Here is a 15,195-nt window from a genome sequence, read left to right as displayed (position 1 = left end):
CGTCACCGAAGGAGCGAGTGTCACCGTGAAGGACGAACCGGACTGCTACGACGTGTTCGTACAGGGGACCGTGTTCCTGGACATCGTGCTGACCGGCCTGGAGTCCGCCCCGACCACCGGGACCGAGATCTTCGCCGAGGGGATGGGGTCGTGCCCCGGCGGCGTCGCCAACTTCGCCATCGCCGCCAGCCGGCTCGGCCTGCGCAGCGGCCTGGCCGCCGTCTTCGGCGACGACGTGTACGCCGACTTCTGCTGGCGCACGCTCGCCGACCAGGAGGGCGTCGACCTGTCGCACTCGCGCCGGATCGGTCACTGGCACTCACCCGTCACGGTCTCGATGTCGATCGACCGGGACCGCGCGATGGTCACCCACGCGCACGACGCGCCGGGCGACCCGAGCAAGCTGGTCGGCCCGGGACTGCGGACGCGGTCGGCGATCGTGCCGGTCGCGGAGGAGCTGCCGAGCTGGACCGCCGAGGCCCGCGAGTCGGGTGCATTGCTCTTCGGCGATGTCGGCTGGGATCCCACCGAATCCTGGTCCCCCGCCGTGCTCGACGTACTCGAGGGCTTCCACGCCTTCACGCCGAATGCGGGTGAGGCGATGGCCTACACCCGCACCGACACCCCGAAGGCCGCTCTTCACAAGCTCGCCGAGAGGGTCCCCCTCGCCGTGGTCACCAACGGCTCCGACGGCGTACTGGCCATCGACTCCCTGACAGGCGAAGAGGAGCACATCCCAGCTCTCCCTGTCCGCTCCTACGACCCCACCGGCGCAGGCGACGTCTTCCTGGCCTCGCTGGTCCTAGGCACCCTCCGAGGCTGGCCCCTGGCCCACCGCCTAGCCTTCGGCAACCTCTGCGCCGGCCTCTCGGTCCAGCACTTCGGCGGCTCCCTGGCGGCCCCCGGCTGGGGCGACATCATCGACTGGGTCCGCGACCACAGCCGCTCCCGCCCCGGCGACGTAGACCCCGAAATCCTCCGCCACTACACCTTCATCGGCGACGTCCTCCCCGCCGGCCCAGTCCCCATAGTCCGCCGAGCCAGCGCCACCATCGCCCGCCTCTCGGACGCATAACCACCAGTACTACGCACGCCAGCAACGCGGCTCCGGCGAGGAAGCCCTGGGATGGGGTGGTCTGGTCCAGGGCTAGGCCCGCCAGGGACGAGCCGGCTGAGCTGCCTAGGTTGTTGGCGGTGTTGATCCAGGTGCTGGCTTCGGTGCGTTGGTGGGCGGGAGTCAGGTCGTCGGAGGCTAGGTAGGAGACGACGTAGAGCGGGGCTATCGCTAGGCCGGTGCACGCCATTACTGCGCCTAGTACGAGCAGGTTGGTCGTTAGGGAGGCTGCTAGTAGGCCGGTGGCTAGTAGGGCGATCAGGACGGCCAGGTGGGTGTGCGGGGATCTGGTGTGGTTGCGGCGGGCCCAGAGGAGGCCGCCTATGACGCTGCCTACGCCGATGCCTGCTTCTAGGTAGCCGGCGGCTCCTGGGCGGCCTTGGGATTGGGCTACTGCGGCCAGGCAGATGTACGCGACGCTGATGCCGGCTGCGGTGGCCATGATGATCAGGAGGATGCGGCGGAGTCCGCCGATCGTCAGGGGCCCGAGTAGGTGCTGCTTGGGTGGGGTTGGGCTGGTGTGCCGGGCGTAGGGGTTGGTGACCATCAGGAGGGTGCCGACCAGCAGCAGGATGGCAGTACAGGTCAGCGCCAGGCGCGGGGACCAGAGGGTGATCAGTACGCCGGTGAGCAGCGGCCCGAAGAGGTACAGGGTCTCCTCGCAGATCGCGTCGAGGGCGTAGGCGCGTTCCTTGAGTTCGGAGCCCTCGGTGATCAGTCGCCAGGTCGCGCGCATCGACGGGCCGAGTGGTGGCGCGAAGAGGCCGGTGATGCCGACCAGGGTGATCAGGAACGCGGCGTTCGTAGTACGGGCTGAAGCGGTCAGGCCCAGGCCGAGTGCGCACAGCAGCGCCAGGACCGGGAGGACGCGGCGTTGGCTGAAGCGGTCGACCAGGCGGGCCTTGAGCGGCATCGACAGGGAGGCCAGGCCGAAGGCGGCCACGGCGGCGCCCGCGGTCGCGAACGAGTCGGTTGATTGTTGAACGGTGAACAGGGCAGACAGCGGGAGCAGACCGTAGGCCAGCCGGCCGAACAGCGCGGGCACGAAAGTGCGCAGCGCGTGCGGTAGCAGCAGGACGTCACGGTAGCTCCCGGCACGGGTTGTGCCAGGCATGAGAAGGCGCTCCTAGAGAGCCCCGGCTCCGTCAGCGGAGCGGGGTGCGAAATGGGCTCGGCGACTGCGAGCGCTCTCTAGGCACGGGGAGCTGACACGGCACGAAGCTTAGCGGAGAAACCTGTCGGGGAAGTTGCTTTTTCACCGGCGGAAATGGCGCGACGTCAACCCCCTGCGGTCGTAGGGTCGGAGGGCTGCGTGGCTCGGGGCCGCGCCGGGACTGCGGAGGTACGTCGAGATGCCAAGCGCGGGTGGATTCAACCGTCGGAAGTTCCTGGCTGTGGGTGGCGGGCTGGCCGCGATGGCGGTCGCGGGCTGCGGCTCCAACACCGGGCGGGCGTCCGACAGTGGATCGAGTGGCGGCAAGCCGGCGCTGGCGCAGTGGTACCACCAGTACGGCGAAGCGGGCACCCAGCAGGCCGTGGAGAAGTACGCCAAGGCCTACCCCGACGCCACCGTGACCGTGCAGTGGTCCCCCGGCGACTACGACAAGAAGACCGCATCGGCGCTCCTCACCGACGGCGGGCCGGACGTCTTCGAGTACGTCAACGGCCCGAGCATCGACATGATCAAGGGCGGCCAGGTCGTCGACCTGACCGACCTGCTCGGTGACACCAAGTCCGACTTCACTCCGTCGCTGATCGCCCGGATGACGTACCAGGGCAAGCTGTACGCGATCCCGCAAGTGACCGACATGCAGCTTCTCGTCTACCGCAAGAGCCTGCTCTCGACCGCCGGCATCCAGCCGCCGACGACCGTCGACGAGCTGATCGCCGCCGCCAAGAAGCTCACCACCGACAAGGTGAAGGGCCTGTTCGTCGGCAACGACGGCGGTGTCGGCATCCTCGGTGGACCGGCGCTCTGGTCGGCCGGCCTCGACTACCTCAAGGACGACAACACCTTCGGCTTCGACGACCCGGCCGCGGTCGAGTCGCTGCGCAAGCTGCGCGAGCTCTTCACCAGCAAGGCTTTGTTGCTCGGGGCACCGACCGACTGGTCCGACCCGTCGGCCTTCACCCAGGGCCTGACCGCGATGCAGTTCACCGGGCTGTGGACCTTCCCGCAGATCCAGAAGGCGCTGCCGGACGACTTCGGCGTACTGCCCTGGCCCAAGCTGAACAGCACGACCGGCGCACCGAGCGTGCCGGTCGGCGCCTACGGCTCGGTGGTCAGTGCCAAGTCGAAGAACGTCGACGCCGCCAAGAAGTTCGTCAAGTGGCTGTGGGTGGACCAGACCGAGGACCAGCTCGACTTCGCCCAGTCCTACGGCTTCCACATCCCGGCCCGCAAGAGCCTGGCCGAGAAGGCGGACAAGCTGAAGTCGGGCCCGGCCGCCGACGCGGTCAAGTTCGTCAACGAGAACGGGCACGCCCAGACCCCGCTGCTCTGGACGCCCAAATCCGGTACCGCGTACTCCGACGCCCTCAACCGGATCATCAAGAACGGCTCCGACCCGGCCACCGAGCTCAAGGCCGTCAAGGCGATCGCCGAAGCGGAACTCAAGCGCGTAGCAGGCTGATGACTGCGTCGATACCTTCCCCACCCCACCGCCCCGGTCGGGTAAGCACCAGGCTGCGTGGCCGCCACGACCGCAATCTCTGGTTCGCCGTCTTCGTCGGCCCCTTCGTCCTGGGGCTGGCCGTGTTCGTCTACGTCCCGATCCTGTGGTCGGTCTGGCTGAGCTTCTTCAACGCGCACAACACCGTCACGCCGACCGAGTTCGTTGGCCTGGGCAACTATCTCGACATGCTGAAGGACGAGGCCTTCCGCTCCAGCCTGCTCACCTTCGTCGTCTTCGCGCTGTTCATCGTGCCGGCCACCTTCGTCGCGTCCCTCGGCCTGGCCCTGCTGGTCAACCGCGCCCGCTTCGCCAAGACCTTCTTCCGCTCGGTCTTCTTCCTGCCGACCGCCTGCTCCTACGTCGTCGCCTCGCTGATCTGGAAGCTCTCGATCTTCTCCGGCGTTCGTTTCGGCCTGATGAACACGGTTCTCGGCTGGTTCGGCATCGACCCGATCGCCTGGCTCTCGGTCACCCAACCACCGTGGTACTGGCTGGTCATCGTCACCGCCCGGATGTGGCTGCAAGCCGGCTTCTACATGATCCTCTTCCTGGCCGGCCTGCAACGGATCTCGCCGTCGCTCTACGAAGCCGCCGCGATCGACGGAGCGACAGGCTGGAAGGTGCTCCGCTTCCTCACCCTCCCCCAGCTCCGCGCGACCTCGACCGCAGTCCTGCTACTCCTTCTGATCAACGCATTCCAAGCCTTCGACGAGTTCTACAACCTGCTGTCCAGCTCCGGGCAATACCCGCCGTACGCCCGCCCGCCCCTCGTCTACCTGTACTACGCAGCCCTCGGCCAGGGCCAGGACTTCGGCCACGGCAGCGCCGGAGCCGTGATCCTCACGCTGCTCATCGCCCTGGTCGCACTAGGCCAAGGACGCTTCCTGGGACTCGGCCGGAGGGAGGACTGAGATGGCGGTGATCCAGCGATCGCGCACGGACAAGACGGGCAGCGTTCTGCGGTACGTCGTGCTGGCGATCGGCGCACTCCTGTTCCTGCTGCCCTTCTATCTCCTGATCCGCAACGGCTTGTCGACCGAGCAGGACATCACCTCCCCGGACTGGAAGCTGTTCCCGTCGACGCTGCACTGGAGCAACGTCGCGGACCTGTTCGACGACCCAGCCGTGCCGATGTTCAGATCGCTGGTCAACTCGCTCGTGATCGCGGTCGTCCAGACGATCGGCGTCCTGGTCATCTCCGGCCTGGCCGGCTACGGCCTGGCCCGCATCCCGTTCCGCTACGCCGACGCGGTCTTCTACTTCATCGTGGCGACGCTGCTCATCCCGGCGGCGGTGACCTTCGTCCCGAGCTTCGTGCTCGTCTCGTCGCTCGGCTGGGTCAGCACGCTGCGCGGCCTGATCATCCCGGGCCTGTTCCAGGCGTTCGCGACGTTCCTGTTCCGGCAGTACTTCCTCAACTTCCCGCGCGAGCTCGAAGAGGCCGCGGCGCTGGACGGTACGGCGTACTGGGGCACCTTCTGGCGGATCGTCGTACCGAACTCGAAGGGCTTCGTCGCCGCCATCGCCACGATCACCTTCATCGGCTCCTGGAACGCGTTCCTGTGGCCACTCGTGATCGCACCCGACAAGTCCGCGTGGACCGTGCAGCTCGCGCTGTCCACCTTCCTCACCGCCCAGACCATCAATCTCCCCCAGCTGTTCGTCGCGGCGAGTGTCGCGATCCTGCCGCTGGTGGTGATGTTCGTGTTCCTGCAGCGCTGGATCGTCGAAGGCGTCGAGCGCTCCGGAATCAGTGAGTAACCCCCTGCACAAGAGAGGCATCATGACCCTGATCGACCAGCTCCGCGACTCCATCACCGGCCCTGTCCTGGGCCCGGCCGACGACGACTTCGCCGCGGAGGTCGCGGCGTGGGTCCTCAGCACCCAGCACACCCCCGACATTGCCGTCGGCCTCACCTCGGAGGAGGACGCCGCAGCCCTCGTCCGCCTCGCAGCAGCCGCCGGTACGCCGGTACGCGTGCTCGCCTCCGGCCACGGCTCGGCCGTCGCCGTCACCGACGGCATCCTCGCCACCACGTCGCGTCTCACCGGCGTGACCATCGACCCCGAGACCCGGATCGCGCGCATCAACGCCGGCTGCCGTTGGGCCGACGTGATCGAGGCGGCCGGCGAGCACGGCCTCACCCCGATCACCGGCGCGTCGGCCAACGTCGGCGTCATCGGCTACACGCTCGGTGGCGGTCTCGGGCCGCTCTCCCGGACGTACGGATTCTCCTCGGACTGGGCTCGCGGCTTCCGGGTCGCGGTCGCCTCGGGCGAGGTGGTCACGGCCAGTGCGACCGAGAACCCGGATCTGTTCTGGGCGCTCCGCGGCGGCAAGGGCGGCTTCGGCATCGTCACCTCGATGGACTTCGAGCTGGTCGAGCTGTCCACGATCTACGGCGGCTCGGTGTTCTTCGACGCTCCGCAGATCGCGAGCGCGGTGCCGACCTGGATCGAGTGGACCAAGACGCTGCCCGAGACGGCGACCTCGTCGTTCGTCATCCTGCGGCTGCCACCGATGGAGTTCATCCCGGAGCCGTTGCGCGGCAAGACCGTGATCAGCGTGCGGTTCGCCTTCGTCGGCGACGCGGCCGAGGGTGAGCGGCTCTTCCAGCCGATCCGCGACATCGGGCCGACCATCATCGACGCGGTGGCGCAGATGCCGACGACGGCGATCGCGACGATCCACAACGACCCGACCGACCCGAGCCCGTCGTGGGACCGCGGGCTGCTGCTGAACGAGCTCGACGCGGACTTCGCCAAGACGTTCCTCGACGTGGCCGGGCCGGACCAGCAAGTTCCGTTCGTCGCCATCGAGATCCGGCACCTCGGCGGGGCGACCAAGCGCGACGTACCGGAGGGCAGCGCGGTCGGTGGGCGCGGCGGTGCGTACACGTTCTTCATGGCCGGCGTCCCGGACCCCAGCCTGTTCGCCACGGTCCTGCCGCCGGCGGCCGACGCGATCCTCACCGCGATCGGTCCCTGGACAGCGGCGGAGACGACCATCAACTACGCGGGCGGCCTGACCGTGCCCGGCGTCTACGAGGCGTCGTGGCCCGCCGCAACGTTCGCGCGGCTGGCGGAAGTACGGGCCACGTACGACCCGAACACGCTCTTTCCCTACGGCCCCGCGTAAAACGCTCACATGAGCAGGGAATGAATACCTGACCGAACTCTGGTCGACGTCGTTGCCAAGTCGTAACCTCTGCTGTGGAGGGTCTCCCTGGGGGCAGGAGCGAGACCCGGCACCAAATGGGGGATAGACCATGCGTCACCGCTTCGCCCTGCTCTGCGCCGCGGTCGCGCTGGCTGCCGGATCGCTCGTCGCGATCATCCAGCCGGCCACCGCGGCAACCAACACCATCGTCAGCCTGACCTTCGACGACGGTCAGGCGTCCCACATCGACACCCTGCCGATGCTGCAGTCGCGCGGGATGCGCGGGACGTACTACATCAACTCGGGCTGGGTCGGTGACTCCGACTACTACATGACCTGGCCGCAGATCCACCAGCTCGCCGACGCGGGCAACGAGATCGCCAGCCACAGCGTGCACCACACCGTCCTGACCAGGGTCAGCCAGACGACCGCGATGCATGAGGTGTGCGACGACCGGGCCAACATCGTTGCCCAGGGCTTCCCGGCGCCGGTGTCGTTCGCCTATCCGGAGGCCGAGTACAACAGCACCGCCGAGCAGATCGTCCGCAACTGCGGCTTCACCAGCGCCCGTGGCGTCGGTGGCGTCAGCGAGGACGGCTGCGACCAATGCCCGTACGCCGAATCGGTGCCGCCGGTGGATCCGATGGCACTGCAAACACCCCAATCGCCCGACGAGAACACGACCGTCGCGCAACTCCAGTCGTATGTGACGGCGGCCGAGACGCATGGCGGCGGCTGGGTCGTACTCACCTTCCACGGGGTCTGCTCCGACCGGTGCACCGATGAACTGTCGTTCAGTACGGCAAAGTTCACCGCATTCCTCGACTGGCTGAAGGCGCGAGAGGCCAATGGCACCGTCGTCCAGACGGTCGGCGACGTGATGGGCGGGGTGCCGGTCACGCCTCCGCCGCCGGGTCCGCCGACGACGAGCATCGCTTGTGGTGGGACGACGTGCTCGACCGGCTGGTACCGGAGCAGCTCGGTGGATGTTGCGCTGAGCACGTTCGATCCGGACGGCTCGGCGGTCGCCTCGACGCGGTACACGACGGATGGGACCGACCCGGTTTCGAGTGCTACCGCTGTCGCTTACACCGGGCCGTTCGCGGTATCCGGTGCTTCGACCACGGTCCAGTACTACTCGACGGATGTGGACGGGCATGCGGAGCCGGTGAAGTCTGCGCTGATCCAGATCGACGCGGTGGCGCCGACGGTCGCACTGACGAGTCCGCTCGCCGACTCGTCGTACCGGCGGGGGACGTCGATCCCCCTGGCGGCGACCGCCGCCGACGCTGGTGGGTCAGGGATCGCGCGGGTCGTCTTCCGGGACGGTTCTTCGACCCTCAGAACGGACACGTCGGCGCCGTACAGCTGGAGCTGGGCGACCTCGAGCAACGCGCGGACCGGCCCTCACGTCCTGACAGCAGTGGCAACCGATGTCGCCGGAAACACCGTCACCTCGGCATCGGTGACCATCAACATCACCAGGCGCTAGAGGCTCGGGATGATCTGCTTGCCGTAGGCAGCCAGTGTTTCTTCCTTCGCGTCATGTTGGAGGTAGACCGCGAACTGGTCGACGCCGAGTGATTTGAGCTCCTCGAGCCGGGCGAGATGGTTCTCGACCGGCCCGAGGAGGCAGAACCGGTCGACGACTTCGTCGGGCACGAAATCGGTGTGGGTGTTGCCCGCCCGGCCGTGCTCGGCGTAGTCGTAGCCCTTGCGGCCGGCGATGTAGTCGGTCAGCGCCTTCGGCACCCCGCCGTCGGCACCGTAGCGCTCGACGATGTCCGCGACGTGGTTGCCGACCATGCCGCCGAACCAGCGGGTCTGGTCGCGCTGGTGCTGCAGGTCGTCTCCGACGTACGCCGGGGCCGCCACACAGAAGGTGATCTTGTCGGGGTCACGGCCGGCCTGCTCGGCGGAGCGGCGTACCGCCGAGATCATCCATTGCGCGATGTCGGGGTCGGCGAGCTGGAGGATGTAGCCGTCGCCGACCTCGCCGGTCGCCTGCAGCGCCTTCGGACCGTACGCCGCGACCCAGACCTCGAGCTTGCCGTCCTCGACCCAGTTGAACTTGAGCTGCTGGCCGCGGTACTCGACCGTCCGGCCGGCCGCCAACTCGCGCACGACCTCGACGCACTGCTTCATCTCGGCGATCGTGCCCGGTTTGGCCCCGAGCGTGCGCAGCGCCGAGTCGCCGCGGCCGATCCCGCAGACCGTGCGGTTGCCGAACATCTCGTTCAGGGTGGCGAACTGCGAGGCGATCACGGTCCAGTCGCGGGTGCCCGGATTGGTGACCATCGGGCCGACGACGACGCGTTCGGTCGCGGCCAGGATCTGGCTGTAGATGACGAACGGCTCCTGCCAGAGCAGGTGCGAGTCGAACGTCCAGACGTAGCCGAACCCGGCCGCCTCGGCCTTGACCGCGAGGTCCACCACCGCGGACGCGGGCGGATCGCACTGGAACACCACTCCGAAGTCCACGGTTCTCCTCTTAGAGCAGGTACGACGAAAGGCCGCGCTTCAGGTACCGGCCACGACCCTTGCGGCCATGGTAGTTGCCATCAGCCACGATCACCTCGCCGCGCGAGATCACTGTGCCCACCCGGCCCGCGATCTCTACCCCTTCGTACGCCGAGTAGTCCATGTTCATGTGATGGGTCTCGACACTCAGGCGCGTTGTCCCTTGCGGGTCGTAGATCACGATGTCGGCGTCCGAGCCGGGCGCGATGATGCCCTTCTGCGGATAGAGCCCGAACATCCGGGCCGGTGTCGTCGCGATCGTCTCGACCCAGCGCTCGAGGCTGAGCTGACCGTCCACGACGCCTTGGTAGATGAGGTCGACGCGGTGCTCGACGCCGCCGACACCGTTGGGGATCTTGGAGAAGTCGCCGAGCCCCAGTTCCTTCTGGTCCTTGAAGCAGAACGGGCAGTGGTCGGTCGAGACGACTGCCAGATCGTTGGTCTTGAGGCCCTTCCACAGGTCCCTGGCGTGGTGTTCGTGCTTGCTGCGCAACGGCGTCGAGCAGACCCATTTGGCGCCTTCGAAGCCGGGTGCGCCCAATTGGTCTTCGAGGGTCAGGTACAGGTACTGCGGGCAGGTCTCCGCGAAGACGTTGCGGCCGTCGTTGCGCGCTGCCGCGACCGCCTCGAGGGCACCGCTCGCCGACAGGTGCACGATGTAGAGCGGGCAGTCCTGCGCGACCTCCGCCAGAGTGATCGCGCGGCTCGTCGCCTCGGTCTCCAGCGCGGCCGGCCGGGTGATCCCGTGGTAGATCGGGTCGGTCTCACCGCGGGCGAGGGCCTGCTGGACGAGGACGTCGATCGCGATCCCGTTCTCCGCGTGCATCATGATCATCGCGCCGTTCTCGCGCGCCGTCTGCATCGCCCGCAGGATCTGCCCGTCGTCGGAGTAGAAGACGCCCGGGTAGGCCATGAACAGCTTGAAGCTGGTGATCCCCTCGTCCGTGACGAGCTGGTCCATCGCCTTCAGCGACTCGTCGTCGACGCCACCGAGGATCATGTGGAACGCGTAGTCGATGTGACAGTTGCCATCGGCCTTCGCATGCCAGGCGGCGAGCCCGTCCTGCACGACCTCACCGGTGCGCTGGACGGCGAAGTCGATGATCGTCGTCGTACCGCCCCAGGCCGCCGCCCGGGTCCCCGTGTCGAAGGTGTCGCTGGCCGCCGTACCGCCGAACGGCAGCTCCATGTGGGTGTGCGCGTCGATCCCGCCCGGGATCACATACTTGCCGGTGGCATCGATCACCTCGTCGGCGGTCACCTCTTGCCGGTACCCGGAGTCGAAGAGCGCGACGATCTTCTCCCCGTCGACCAGCACATCAGCCTTCTGGGCACCCGTCGGCCCGACGACCGTCCCGCCCTTGACCAGCAACGACATCGGCTTGTCCCCTTCGGCTACGGCTTGGTCAGGTCCCCATAAGCATCCGGCCGGCGATCCCGGTAGAACTGCCACCGGTCCCTGACCGTGTCGAGCAGGCTCAGATCCAGATCCCGCACGATCAGCTCGGGGTCATGATCGTGCCCGACCTCCCCCACGAACTTCCCCTCCGGATCCACGAAGTACGACGACCCGTAGAAGTCGTTGTCCCCGAACTCCGACTCGATCCCCACCCGGTTGATAGCCCCGATGAAGTACTCGTTGGCCACCGCACTCGCCGGCTGCTCCAGCTTCCACAGATACGACGACAACCCGCGACTCGTCGCCGACGGATTGAACACGATCTTCGCCCCCGCGAGGCCGAGCGCCCGCCACCCCTCCGGAAAGTGCCGGTCGTAACAGATGTAGACCCCGATCCGCCCGACGGCGGTGTCGAACACGGGATAACCCAGATTGCCCGGCCGGAAGTAGAACTTCTCCCAGAACCCGTTCACCTGAGGAATATGGTTCTTCCGGTACTTCCCGAGGTACTTGCCATCAGCATCGATCACCGCGGCGGTGTTGTAGAGGACACCGGCCTGCTCCAGCTCGTACATGGGCAGCACCATCACCATGCCAAGCTCCTTGGCCAACGCCTGGAACCGCTCGGTGGTAGGCCCCGGCACACTCTCGGCATACTCATAAAACTTGGGATCCTGCAGCTGACAGAAGTAGGGCCCGTAAAACAGCTCCTGGAAGCAAATAACCTTGGCCCCAGCCGCCGCAGCCTGCCGCGCATACTCCTCATGCGCCTTGGTCATCGACTCCTGATCACCGGTCCAGTTCGTCTGAACCAGCGCCGCCCTGACTATGTCCGCCACCTGAGACCTCCCTAGCCGAGCCCCCATGCTCCATCCGCCAACCACCCCCAGTCAACGACCTCAGGAAAGCAGGTGGGTTGGTGGCAGGTCGACTACGCGGGAGGGCTCGGGGACGACCCGGCCGCCGGCTGTGGTCCAGCCGTCTTCCAGGAGGGTGGTGTGGAGGTGGGAGCCGGCGCCTTGGATGACGTGGAGGTTGCGGCCGAGGTGGGCGGTTAGCTGGGTGGCGGCCGAACCGGTGGCTTCGTCTTCTTCGATGCCCATCGCGGGGGCGAACATCCGGGAGCGGATGGTGCCGGTGGGCTCGTTCAGCCAGGACCAGAGGTAGGTGTGGCCGGCGGAGTAGTCACGCGGTGAGGCGGCCAGTACTTCCGCAGCGGACTCCAGTTGGTGCCAGGTGAAGGTGCTGCCCCACGTGGAGTGGGCCCGGACCGAGGTGAGATCGCCGTCACGGGTTACCGGGATCTCGCCTGCCGGCACGCGGAGTACAGAAGCTTCGTACCCCTGGGAGTGGAGCCACCAGGCGGCGCCCACTGTGGGGTGGCCGGCGAAAGGCATCTGGGCCAGCGGGGTGAAGATCTGCAGGACGCCGGCGGCTGGGTCGTCGATGAAGACGGTTTCGCTGTAGCCGAGTTGGGCGGCAAGCGCTTGGCGGGATTCCAAGGGGACCTGGCGGCCGTCGACGATGCCCAGGGGGTTGCCGAAAGCGCCCGTAGGGTCGGTGAAGACCCGTACGACGTGGACGTCGACGGTGGTCATCTGGCGCGGCTCAGGTCAGCGAAGCGAACAGGAGTCAGCGAGCGAAGGTCAGAGGACGAAGATCGCGACGACGATCGCGAGCAGCACGACGGCGCCGCCGACGATTGCCAGCGTCCGGCCGTTCACCTTCGGCTCCGCGGCCGGCTCGGCCTTGGCCTCGTTGACGAACGCGCGGAACATCTGCGTGTTCGCTCCCGGGTCCTGCTCGTTTTCCGTGAAGTTCTGGTCAGACATGCGGCAGACCCTACCCGGCCGGTCGGCGCATCAGCACTTCAGCATCGCGAATCTGATCGACATCTGACGCAAAGTATGTACCATTTGGTACATGCGCTTCGATCATTCCGTCACCGTCCAGGCCCCGGCCGACCGCGTCTGGGCGATCTTCAGCGACGTCGCCAAGTGGCCCGAGTGGACCCCGACGATCGAGAAGGTGGAGCGGCTCGACGAGGGCCGGATCCATCTCGGCGCCCGGACCCGGATCCGCCAGCCCAAGCTCCCGGTCGCCGTCTGGGAGGTGACGGAGCTGGTCGAGGGCGAGTACTTCGAATGGGTCTCCAAAGCCCCCGGCATCAAGACCACCGGCGGCCACCGGGTCGCGGAGACCCCCGAGGGCACCGTCGTGACCGCGACGATCATCCAGGAGGGCCCGCTCGGCTGGGTGTTCGGCAAGCTGCTCGCCAAGCTGACCAAGGAGTACATCGCCATCGAGGGCGAGAGCCTGAAGAAGGTCAGCGAGCAGGCGTGAGCCGCGAGACCCTGCTGACCGACGCCGTCCAGTACTTCGCCGAGAACGGTATCGGCGACGCCAGCCTGCGCTCGATCGCGACCGGCATCGGGACCAGTCACCGGATGCTGATCTACCACTTCGGCTCCCGCGAAGGCCTGCTGGCCGAAGTGGTCCGTACGGTCGAGGCCCAGCAGCGCGACCTGCTGGCCACGCTCGACAACGAGGTACCGATCGAAGAACTGTCCGAGCGATTCTGGCGCCAAGTCACCGAGGCAGCGCTGATCTACGGCCCACTGTTCTTCGAGCTGTCCGCCCACGCCATGCAGGACCTTCCCTACACCGAGGCCCTCAAGGCAGACCTGATCAACGTCTGGCTGCCACCCCTGATCGAACTCTGTATCCGCGCCGGCCTCCCAGAAGACCAAGCACCCGCGTACGCCCGCCTAGGCCTGGCCGCCTCCCGCGGACTCCTCTTCGACCTACTCCTCACCGGCGATCAAGCAGGCGTCGACGAAGCGTCCGCCCTGCTCAACAAGCTCTTCTACGCAGGCTCCGTCGGCTGATCGATCCACCCGGCAACCACCGGCAGCCGCGAAGCACGATGTACGGCGACAAACCCGAACGGCCGATCCAGCGAAACCTCCAGCCGCTGCGACTGGGAGGTCTGCATCGACGCCCGCATCAACCCGATCGCCGTCACCGCGGCCGCCTCGAACCCAGTCGCGAAGAACCGCGCCAAAACCGTCTGCCGAGCCGACCCGACCACCAACTGCTCCGGGCTGATCGCACTGAAATGCCCAGCCCCGCGAGGCGGCGACGTCACCGCGGACAACCCGAAGAGCTCCCGTAAAGCCAGCAGATCGTGCTCAACCCGCACATTGAAAGCAGGCAGCGACACCCGGATCTCCGGCGCCGGCGCAGTCGTCGTCCCGACACTCACCCCCGGCGCCGCTCCACCCCCAGCAAGCAACTCCGCGCCACCCACACCGCCGTCGACATCAAGCGATGCCGCCAGCAACCCAGCCAGTACGTCCCCAGCAGACGCCTCAGCCGCCCCAATCCCGAGCAACACATCCACATCCGCGTCGCCGGCGACGGTCGCCACCGTCACCCCGTCGTACAGGCGAACCGACGACAGATCGCGATCACTTCGCTCCAGCCAATGCCACGACCCACCCGCCCACGGCCCGTCGTGCAGCCGCTTGACCTGCTCCTTGAACGCCCGCACCCAGGTCGTCCGCAGCGACAACGCCGACGCCAGCACAACGGCCAGGTCGGGCGTCACGTCGAGCGGCATCTCCCGGATCAACCCGTCCGTATGCTCCGCCGCCCAAGCATCAAGCTTCGCCTTGTCCGCCGCCTGATCCCCCGTCAGCGTCCCACTCAAAGCAGCCGGTACTACGGAGTCGAACGACTCACTCAACTTCAACTGCTCATGCACCCAAACCCCGAGCGCCGCATGCAGATCAGCCGCACTGTCCACGGCAGCCATCAACTCGACCGCCTGGGCAGCACCGCTAGCGGCATCAACTCCAGCCGCCTCCGCCAACTCACCACGCCCCGGCTCATCCGCCGCCGTCGCCAGCAACGCAAGCAACGGCCACAGCCCGAGCCCCGACACGACCGTGTTCCCCGGCTGCAACGACCGGACCCAGCGCGAAGTGAGTCGGTTGACGGCCCGTACGACGTCAGCATCCATACCGCCCACCCTGCCACGCCCGAACCACTCACGTCCTCCCCACGGCATCTCAGGGGTTAACCCCTCAAGTGGTGGGTTGCCACCCGCGATTCAGAGGTGGCAACCCACCATCTCAGGGGTTGTCCCCCGAGGTGGTGGGTGGGGACGCGGGCGGTCCCGGGTGGGGGTAGGCGGGGACGGGACGGGCGGGACGGGCGGAGGCGCGGGCGGGCGAGGCGGGGACGGGCGGGACGGGCGGAGGCGGCTGGAGTTGATGCCGCTAGCGGTGCTGCCCAGGCGGTCGAGTTGATGGCTGCCGTGGAC

General features: G+C 67.4%; 15 protein-coding genes. 8 read left to right on the top strand and 7 right to left on the bottom strand.

Going from position 1 to position 15,195, the window contains the following annotated elements; translation table 11 throughout:
• Positions 1 to 25: 25 nt before the first annotated feature.
• Entirely contained in the window at positions 26 to 1,075 is a 1,050-nt protein-coding gene (locus ABD768_RS30475) for a carbohydrate kinase family protein (protein ID WP_343980173.1), read from the top strand.
• Here ABD768_RS30475 and ABD768_RS30470 read toward each other — a convergent pair.
• Positions 993 to 2,228 (bottom strand): MFS transporter, encoded by a 1,236-nt coding sequence (locus ABD768_RS30470; RefSeq protein WP_344846400.1) that lies wholly within the window; start codon positions 2,226 to 2,228, stop codon positions 993 to 995. The two genes, ABD768_RS30475 and ABD768_RS30470, sit on opposite strands and share 83 nt — an antisense overlap.
• 238 nt (positions 2,229 to 2,466) lie before the next feature.
• On the opposite strand from ABD768_RS30470, the gene ABD768_RS30465 reads away from it, so the two are divergent.
• The 5 genes from ABD768_RS30465 (at position 2,467) to ABD768_RS30445 (ending at position 8,441) form a co-directional block, all read left to right on the top strand.
• Positions 2,467 to 3,747 (top strand): ABC transporter substrate-binding protein, encoded by a 1,281-nt coding sequence (locus tag ABD768_RS30465; RefSeq protein WP_344846398.1) that lies wholly within the window; start codon positions 2,467 to 2,469, stop codon positions 3,745 to 3,747.
• Positions 3,747 to 4,700 (top strand): carbohydrate ABC transporter permease, encoded by a 954-nt coding sequence (locus ABD768_RS30460; RefSeq protein ID WP_344846396.1) that lies wholly within the window; start codon positions 3,747 to 3,749, stop codon positions 4,698 to 4,700. Before ABD768_RS30465 ends, ABD768_RS30460 begins: the two co-directional genes overlap by 1 nt.
• A 1-nt stretch (position 4,701) precedes the next feature.
• Complete coding sequence (locus ABD768_RS30455; RefSeq protein ID WP_344846394.1) at positions 4,702 to 5,550, top strand: carbohydrate ABC transporter permease; 849 nt, start codon at positions 4,702 to 4,704, stop codon at positions 5,548 to 5,550.
• A 22-nt stretch (positions 5,551 to 5,572) separates the two neighbouring features.
• Positions 5,573 to 6,928 (top strand): FAD-binding oxidoreductase, encoded by a 1,356-nt coding sequence (locus ABD768_RS30450; RefSeq protein ID WP_344846392.1) that lies wholly within the window; start codon positions 5,573 to 5,575, stop codon positions 6,926 to 6,928.
• A 130-nt stretch (positions 6,929 to 7,058) separates the two neighbouring features.
• Positions 7,059 to 8,441, top strand: coding sequence for a polysaccharide deacetylase family protein (locus tag ABD768_RS30445; protein WP_344846390.1), 1,383 nt, complete (start codon positions 7,059 to 7,061; stop codon positions 8,439 to 8,441).
• On the opposite strand, the gene ABD768_RS30440 is transcribed toward ABD768_RS30445, so the two are convergent.
• Genes ABD768_RS30440 through ABD768_RS30420 form a run of 5 tightly spaced genes read right to left on the bottom strand, consistent with a single transcriptional unit; the run spans position 8,438 to position 12,700 of the window.
• Positions 8,438 to 9,430, bottom strand: a complete 993-nt coding sequence (locus tag ABD768_RS30440) for a TIGR03842 family LLM class F420-dependent oxidoreductase (protein ID WP_344846388.1) — start codon at positions 9,428 to 9,430, stop codon at positions 8,438 to 8,440. The genes ABD768_RS30445 and ABD768_RS30440 overlap by 4 nt on opposite strands.
• A gap of 10 nt (positions 9,431 to 9,440) precedes the next feature.
• Positions 9,441 to 10,847, bottom strand: a complete 1,407-nt coding sequence (hydA, locus tag ABD768_RS30435; protein WP_344846386.1) for a dihydropyrimidinase — start codon at positions 10,845 to 10,847, stop codon at positions 9,441 to 9,443.
• 17 nt (positions 10,848 to 10,864) lie between these two features.
• Positions 10,865 to 11,707, bottom strand: a complete 843-nt coding sequence (locus ABD768_RS30430; protein WP_343980144.1) for a nitrilase-related carbon-nitrogen hydrolase — start codon at positions 11,705 to 11,707, stop codon at positions 10,865 to 10,867.
• A gap of 60 nt (positions 11,708 to 11,767) precedes the next feature.
• A complete protein-coding gene (locus ABD768_RS30425) occupies positions 11,768 to 12,466 on the bottom strand; it encodes a PhzF family phenazine biosynthesis protein (protein WP_344846384.1) in 699 nt (232 codons plus the stop codon).
• 48 nt (positions 12,467 to 12,514) lie between these two features.
• Positions 12,515 to 12,700 (bottom strand): hypothetical protein, encoded by a 186-nt coding sequence (locus ABD768_RS30420; RefSeq protein WP_343980129.1) that lies wholly within the window; start codon positions 12,698 to 12,700, stop codon positions 12,515 to 12,517.
• Positions 12,701 to 12,791: 91 nt separating this feature from the next.
• Here ABD768_RS30420 and ABD768_RS30415 point away from each other — a divergent pair, with 91 nt between their 5' ends.
• The gene (locus ABD768_RS30415; protein ID WP_343980127.1) at positions 12,792 to 13,211 is read left to right on the top strand and encodes an SRPBCC family protein; all 420 of its coding nucleotides are present in this window, start codon (positions 12,792 to 12,794) and stop codon (positions 13,209 to 13,211) included.
• On the top strand, positions 13,208 to 13,756 hold the full coding sequence (locus tag ABD768_RS30410) for a TetR/AcrR family transcriptional regulator (protein WP_344846382.1): 549 nt from the start codon (positions 13,208 to 13,210) through the stop codon (positions 13,754 to 13,756). Before ABD768_RS30415 ends, ABD768_RS30410 begins: the two co-directional genes overlap by 4 nt.
• Here ABD768_RS30410 and ABD768_RS30405 read toward each other — a convergent pair.
• Positions 13,735 to 14,892, bottom strand: coding sequence for a serpin family protein (locus ABD768_RS30405; protein ID WP_344846380.1), 1,158 nt, complete (start codon positions 14,890 to 14,892; stop codon positions 13,735 to 13,737). The genes ABD768_RS30410 and ABD768_RS30405 overlap by 22 nt on opposite strands.
• Between the last annotated feature and the right edge of the window lie 303 nt (positions 14,893 to 15,195).

Origin of the sequence: Kribbella ginsengisoli (assembly GCF_039537185.1) — a bacterium.
Taxonomy (GTDB): domain Bacteria; phylum Actinomycetota; class Actinomycetes; order Propionibacteriales; family Kribbellaceae; genus Kribbella; species Kribbella koreensis.
The sequence above is the reverse complement of the archived record's forward strand: the minus strand, read 5'-3'. Positions and strand labels throughout refer to the sequence as shown.

What these genes read in the sequence shown, in the direction of transcription:
- ABD768_RS30445 (WP_344846390.1), top strand. Translation starts at nt 7,059, where the DNA reads ATGCGTCACCGCTTCGCCCTGCTCTGCGCCGCGGTCGCGCTGGCTGCC.
- ABD768_RS30470 (WP_344846400.1), bottom strand. Translation starts at nt 2,228, where the DNA reads ATGCCTGGCACAACCCGTGCCGGGAGCTACCGTGACGTCCTGCTGCTA.
- ABD768_RS30460 (WP_344846396.1), top strand. Translation starts at nt 3,747, where the DNA reads ATGACTGCGTCGATACCTTCCCCACCCCACCGCCCCGGTCGGGTAAGC.
- ABD768_RS30420 (WP_343980129.1), bottom strand. Translation starts at nt 12,700, where the DNA reads ATGTCTGACCAGAACTTCACGGAAAACGAGCAGGACCCGGGAGCGAAC.
- ABD768_RS30425 (WP_344846384.1), bottom strand. Translation starts at nt 12,466, where the DNA reads ATGACCACCGTCGACGTCCACGTCGTACGGGTCTTCACCGACCCTACG.
- ABD768_RS30465 (WP_344846398.1), top strand. Translation starts at nt 2,467, where the DNA reads ATGCCAAGCGCGGGTGGATTCAACCGTCGGAAGTTCCTGGCTGTGGGT.
- ABD768_RS30455 (WP_344846394.1), top strand. Translation starts at nt 4,702, where the DNA reads ATGGCGGTGATCCAGCGATCGCGCACGGACAAGACGGGCAGCGTTCTG.
- ABD768_RS30450 (WP_344846392.1), top strand. Translation starts at nt 5,573, where the DNA reads ATGACCCTGATCGACCAGCTCCGCGACTCCATCACCGGCCCTGTCCTG.
- ABD768_RS30405 (WP_344846380.1), bottom strand. Translation starts at nt 14,892, where the DNA reads ATGGATGCTGACGTCGTACGGGCCGTCAACCGACTCACTTCGCGCTGG.
- hydA (WP_344846386.1), bottom strand. Translation starts at nt 10,847, where the DNA reads ATGTCGTTGCTGGTCAAGGGCGGGACGGTCGTCGGGCCGACGGGTGCC.
- ABD768_RS30415 (WP_343980127.1), top strand. Translation starts at nt 12,792, where the DNA reads ATGCGCTTCGATCATTCCGTCACCGTCCAGGCCCCGGCCGACCGCGTC.